Source organism: Paenibacillus sp. P22 (assembly GCF_000469945.2).
In the GTDB taxonomy this organism is placed as follows: Bacteria; Bacillota; Bacilli; order Paenibacillales; family Paenibacillaceae; genus Paenibacillus_O; species Paenibacillus_O humicus.
Genome location: NZ_CBRA020000251.1, coordinates 1 through 3,740, shown reverse-complemented (window position 1 = coordinate 3,740; position 3,740 = coordinate 1). Strand labels below are relative to the sequence as shown.

Genomic DNA, 3,740 nt, shown 5'->3' with positions numbered 1-3,740 from the left:
CCGGCAACTCCCTGCTTCGGGTCGATTCGTCGCCTACCGGCCAATGGGCCGACTTCATGCCGGGAGAGTACGAGCAAGGCGTGGACGCCACGAGCGGCGCCGCCGTCCTGAACCCCGGCAACTACGGAGTCATCTACGACATGTCGGTCGAGATCGAGAACGACAGCGACGAGCGCCGCACCGTAGGCGTCTATCTGAACCCGTCCGGAGGATCGGGCCATTATACGATCGGCTGGGGCGGCAAGCTGCTGAATTCCGGCTTCCTGAACTACACGATGGCGTGGCAGCTCTCCGAGTTCAATGTCGGGCGCAAAGGGAAGACGGTTCCATCCCGTCTCAGCCTGACCGGCGGCTCGGCGGGCCCGCAGACGCTTTACTTCACCAACCGTCCGTTCCAATAAACAAGAAATGCCCCCTCGTCAAGCAGACGAGGGGGCATTTCTTGCTTGAATCACGATGACGAGCACGGGGGCGGTCCGCTGCGTCGTCTGGTCGATGACCGATACGTTGTTGGAGCTGTCCAAAGAAAAGTAGTTGGGAAAGTTGTAGACCGAGAAAATATACTGTCAGACTGGCGATGCCTCTTCAAGCCCAACGAGGAAGAATAGCGGAGGGAGTGAATATTAAAGAAGAATGAACTGTTACATGTCGAATCTATTCGATACTGAATGACAATCTGCTTATGTTCTGGAGGTAGAAACGAAATGAAGGTTAAACGAATCGTTGCCAATACAAATGCGAAGGATATCACAGCAGCTAAATGCTTCTACCGGGATGTACTCGGCCTTGAATTAATGATGGATCATGGTTGGATTAGAACTTATGGTTTAAACGAGGAGATGAGCATTCAAATTAGTTTTGCCTCACAGGGCGGCTCAGAAACACCTACTCCTGATCTATCGATTGAAGTCGATGATATCGATGCTGCATTAGAAGGCATGAAGAGAGCTGGATTTCCGATCGAATATGGGCCAGTCGATGAGCCTTGGGGCGTTAGACGATTTTATGTCCGAGACCCGTTTGGTAAACGTATCAACATTCTTGCTCATCACTGATACACTAACGTCAAATCGTAGAGGTACGGTGGTTTGTTCAACTCCTGGCGGAGAACGGTAGTTGAATGACAACTGCGGCAATCTAATTTTTCAGGTCTTGATCTGCCGCTGCTTCTTTTAATGGATCAGACTGATAAACTCGAAAACTATTTTCACTTATTTTTGGAAATATTTGTAACATAGAACTCTGCGAGTATCCCTAACACTCTCATAGATCTGTCTATGATAGGGAAGGACATAAGTACCCTTATACAAGGATACTTATGTCCTTTTTCTTTATCCCATAAAGCAGGGAAGCTATTTGTGTACTTGCAGGACGAACTATTCGCACCGAACGCATATCAGGATGAAGGGCTGCCGCTTGTGGAAGAAGTTCTTGTTCACTTGAATTTCTGGTACGAGTTTAAGAATGTCACGAAAAAAAATAGAGAACGGTCGCTTGATGATCCTTTATATCAACATAATGAAACCCGGCAGTCGCAACATTGTGACTGCCGGGTTTCGTTAACTAACATGAAACCCAGTCCGCTTAAGCCCTTCCCTCTCGGAAAAATGATCATAAGGTATTGTATCTTAAGGGATAAGGGGGATGTACATGAGCTTTCGCCATCAAGCAAAGGAATTGGTTGGAACTTCAGTTCGAATCGAAACGACAAGCGGTCGTGTTTTAACCGGACGGTTAACTTCGGTTGGAAGCGATTTTTTGGTTATGCATGTGAGAATAGGGAGACGTATTCGCCGAATAAACATTCGCTTGGCTGAAATTATTTTTCTGTTCTCTTTGCTAGCCATTTAATCTTCGCTCAAATCATTAATGGGATTGAGTCTCACGGCAATATTCATGACCTAACAAGGTCGGTCAATAACTATTGCCGGCCTTCTTTTTTACGTTCATTGCTGCATGGAGGCTTTGACCCCCGTTATCTTGTTCCCTCTTTTACGGGCGTACCCTTTTCTGAGAGCCTTTAACAAAAGCGGGGTTACGATTGTCAAGGCGTATGCCTTCAGCGTATTCGGGCTGAAGCTTTGGATCCGCGATTCATAAGCTTGCCATAGTTTACTCAAAATCATAATAAAACCTCTTGCAAGAACGAGGGCATATATGTCTAGTTTGTTCTTGCAGGAGGCTTTTAAGCTATTCGTTTGAACGGCCTTTGAACTAACGTTTCCCGTTAGCTTAATGATCAAGGCGTTACTTGTGATACGCTTCACCGTGCTGTCAGTAACGGCATGTTTGAAGGCCATCCTTTGAAGGATGGCCTTCTCCTCGAATTACCGAACTAACCATTCGGTAAGTCTTTTAATTTGAAATAGTGGATCGGACGAATCTCTATCCCCCATCCAAACTGCTCCCCCGCACCAACCTGGACGGCCGGATGCACGGAGGCTATACGGATTGCTTCTTCCATGTCCTGTGCTTCTATCAGAAAAGCGCTACCGATCATTTCCTTCGTCTCGATAAAAGGACCATCCGTCACCTTCACCTTTCCATTCGCCCGTCGCAAGCATTTTGTTTCGGAGGAAAGACCGGCATCCACAATGACTTGGCCGCTATTATAGAAGTTCTCCAGGTGAGGCGGACATTCTTGCATGATGGCTTGAATCTCGTCCTTTGGACGGGCATCCATTTTTTCAGCATCCAAGTACCCCAAACACAGGAATTGCATTTCTATGTCTCCTTTAATGAAGTATTGAAGCATTATTTTTGCCTCTACTTAATCAACGAACAACTTGCAGCAGAATCGACAGACCCACAAATAAATTTTCAAAAAATATTCGATCGTTTACTGAATGTTATTCATGCTCAATTATTTCTACCTTCAGCACATCCTGCAGCGCGTTTCAATAGAAACGCTCGCTCACGAACGTTGCCAGCAAGTGCTGCGGCTCGTGTGAATTCCGATTGAGCATCGTCAAAACGCCCCAATTTCATTAGAAGATCGCCACGAACACTAGGTAACAAATGATAGTTTTTCAGCGACGGCTCCGACAGTAGCCCATCGACGAGCTGAAGTCCGATTTCCGGTCCATGAGCCATAGATACAGCTACAGCACGATTCAACTCTATTATAGGAGATGGCGCAATCTGTGAGAGTTCATCATAAAGACTGGATACCCGGACCCAATCCGTCTCCAGGATGGTTGGTGCTTGGGCGTGACAGCGCACATCGGCTACGCCAGCGCCATCGGCGTCTTCGAGTCCTTCCGCCGTTCCGACGGCCAGCCCGGCGCCGACGCCGTCCCCTTCGGCTCCGCTGTTCCGGGACATCAGCGGCCACTGGGCCTCGGATTCCATCCGCCAAGCATCCGCCCAAGGGCTGCTGACCGGTTACGCCGACGGCAGTTTCCGTCCGAACGAGCCGGTTACCCGGCTGGAGCTCACCGTCATGCTGCTTCGCGCCATGGGAGTAAAAGAGCCCGGTCCGGCTGGAGCGTCCGGCTTCTCCGACGGCGCCTCCATTCCGGCCTGGGGCCGGGCATTCGCCGCTGAGGCTGCCAAGCGCGGGCTGGTGTCCGGCTACGAGGACGGCAGCTTCCGTCCCGAACAGCGCGTCACCCGCGCCGAGCTGGCCGTGCTGCTGAGCCGCGCGGCAGGGCTCGAAAGCGGCAAAGCCGCGGCGTCCGGCTTCTCCGATGCGGCGCTGTTGGCCAGTCCGATATGGCTGCCCGACTCGTCTCCGATCA

General features: G+C 50.1%; 3 protein-coding genes and 3 pseudogenes. 4 read left to right on the top strand and 2 right to left on the bottom strand.

Annotated elements, in window-relative coordinates:
• A pseudogene (locus BN871_RS28695) lies at positions 1–401 on the top strand (hypothetical protein); the annotation flags it as partial.
• A gap of 303 nt (positions 402–704) precedes the next feature.
• Positions 705–1,055: a VOC family protein gene (locus BN871_RS24835; RefSeq protein ID WP_048749712.1), complete on the top strand. Its 351-nt coding sequence runs from the start codon at positions 705–707 to the stop codon at positions 1,053–1,055.
• A 1,280-nt stretch (positions 1,056–2,335) separates the two neighbouring features.
• Here BN871_RS24835 and BN871_RS24825 read toward each other — a convergent pair.
• Together BN871_RS24825 and BN871_RS24820 are read right to left on the bottom strand one after the other, a co-directional pair.
• Entirely contained in the window at positions 2,336–2,755 is a 420-nt protein-coding gene (locus BN871_RS24825) for a YciI family protein (protein ID WP_232313333.1), read from the bottom strand.
• 104 nt (positions 2,756–2,859) lie between these two features.
• A pseudogene (locus BN871_RS24820) lies at positions 2,860–3,216 on the bottom strand (RNA polymerase subunit sigma-24); the annotation flags it as partial.
• Between the two features lie 94 nt (positions 3,217–3,310).
• Between BN871_RS24820 and BN871_RS30385 the strand changes: the two are divergent.
• Together BN871_RS30385 and BN871_RS24815 are read left to right on the top strand one after the other, a co-directional pair.
• A pseudogene (locus tag BN871_RS30385) lies at positions 3,311–3,379 on the top strand (hypothetical protein); the annotation flags it as partial.
• 63 nt (positions 3,380–3,442) lie between these two features.
• On the top strand, positions 3,443–3,740 hold a 298-nt coding region (locus BN871_RS24815; protein WP_048749706.1), incomplete at its 3' end, for an S-layer homology domain-containing protein.